Origin of the sequence: Marivita sp. (genome assembly GCF_017643905.1) — a bacterium.
GTDB lineage: Bacteria > Pseudomonadota > Alphaproteobacteria > Rhodobacterales > Rhodobacteraceae > Marivita.
The window spans coordinates 1-1,887 of sequence record NZ_JAEPMO010000274.1 but is presented as its reverse complement, the minus strand read 5'-3'; the positions used below and the strand labels follow the sequence as shown (position 1 = coordinate 1,887).

Genomic DNA, 1,887 nt, shown 5'->3' with positions numbered 1-1,887 from the left:
GTCGAATGACGCTCAAAATATCCATGTCGATCACTCCAATGACCCCCGACAAATCCCGTCAGGGGGAGGGTTCCACATGGGTCAATTCTCAGTGACAATGTTGATCGTTGCTGGGTCAGTTCTCAGTGACATCCAACAGCCGACACCCAAAGAGTTCACACCGGCGCGGCGGGGGTGATCGCCCTTGGGCCAATCTGTGAGGCGGTCGTTGACGCGGAACGGCGAGTATTCAAAATCAATGGTCGGGTTCGGTTTTTCAAACCCAAGGCTGGGCGGCATCTGATGATGATGCAAGGCCATCGACGCCTTGATCAGGCTGGCCACGCCGGCCGCGGTATCAAGATGCCCGATATTCGTCTTGACCGATCCGATCCGGCAATGCCCGACCTTGTCGCTTGTGGCGTGAAAGGCCTGCGTCAGGGCAGCCACCTCAATCGGATCGCCAAGATAGGTGCCTGTGCCATGGCATTCGACATAGTCGATGCTGTCGGCTGTCACGCCCGCGATGGCGTGTGCTTCTGCAATGGCGTCAGCCTGCCCCTCCACCGAGGGTGCCAGATAGCCCGCCTTGGCCGCACCGTCATTGTTGACCGCGCTGCCCTTGATGACCGCCCAGATATGGTCGCCATCCGCCAGCGCATCAGACAGGCGACGCAACACCACAACCCCCGCGCCCGAGCCGAATACCGTGCCCTGCGCCCGATGGTCGAAGGCATGGCACTGGCCGTCCGGCGAGAGGATTTCGTTTTCCTTGTAAAGATACCCCTGACCCTGCGGCAGTTCGATGGTTACCCCACCCGCCAGAGCGATGTCGCATTCGCCATTGAGAAGCGACTGGCAGGCATAATGCGTCGCCACCAATGACGTCGAACACGCCGTCTGCACGCTGACAGACGGTCCGTCCAGATCGAAGATGTGGCTGACACGGGTGGTCAGAAAGTCCTTGTCGTTGCCCGTATGGCGCAACAGAAACATGCCAGTGCTGTCGACCAGATCGGGGTTGGAGCACAGATTGAAGTAGAAATAGCTTCCCATGCCACAGCCGCCGAACACCCCAATACGACCGTCGTGGCGATCCGGCATGTGCCCCGCGTTCTCAAGGGCTTCCCATGCACATTCCAGAAATTGGCGGTGCTGCGGATCCATGATCGCGGCGTCCTTGGGGGACAGACCAAAGAATTCTGCATCGAAATGGTCGAATTGATCCAGCCGCGCCGCAAAAGGCACGTAATCACGGTGCCGCAACAGGCCCGGCGGCACACCTGCCTCGGTCAGTTCGTCATCGGTCAAGCGGCGGATCGACGATACACCGTCCCGCAAGTTTCGCCAGTATTCCGCCAGCGATGCCGCCCCAGGCAGGTGGGCCGACATGCCGACAATGGCGATGTTTGCATCCGCGACCCAGTGTGGCGCGGTTGTTTCTTTCGTCATGGCCGTACCCTATTCCCAGCTTACGGTCAGTATTACATAAATATGATCAAAGTTGGGCGTGCAGCCGCATGGCAGCCCTACCCTTTAGTTAAACCACTATCCTGCATCATTGCGCCGCGAGTTCGGCGACCGCATCGAAATTGAACCACAGGGCCGAGAGGATGATCGCCGCAGCAACGCCGGCATAGACGACATCATGTTTCGGATCCCATGCCCGCGCATGTCGGGCCAACCAAACAACAAACGGATAGGCGGCCAATCCTGCGATGCCCTGCCCAATAAGCGCCCCGAACCGCAGCCCGACATAGAGACATCCAGGCGGTGTCAGCAAATCGTGTTGGTTCGCTCTTTGTTCTTACGTGCCAGTGAGGTATGCTGAGGCTTCCGAGGCCCGAGGAGACCCGCCATGCCCCGCTTCGATCCGACCGAATTCGGCCGCCTGCTTGCCCGCCTGAG

Annotated in this window: 1 protein-coding gene and 1 pseudogene; both read right to left on the bottom strand. The window is 59.4% G+C overall.

Going from position 1 to position 1,887, the window contains the following annotated elements; genetic code table 11:
* Positions 1-138: 138 nt before the first annotated feature.
* Positions 139-1,431, bottom strand: a pseudogene (locus JJ869_RS23115) (polyketide synthase); the annotation flags it as partial.
* A 106-nt stretch (positions 1,432-1,537) separates the two neighbouring features.
* On the bottom strand, positions 1,538-1,762 hold the full coding sequence (locus tag JJ869_RS23110) for a hypothetical protein (RefSeq protein ID WP_292271272.1): 225 nt from the start codon (positions 1,760-1,762) through the stop codon (positions 1,538-1,540).
* Between the last annotated feature and the right edge of the window lie 125 nt (positions 1,763-1,887).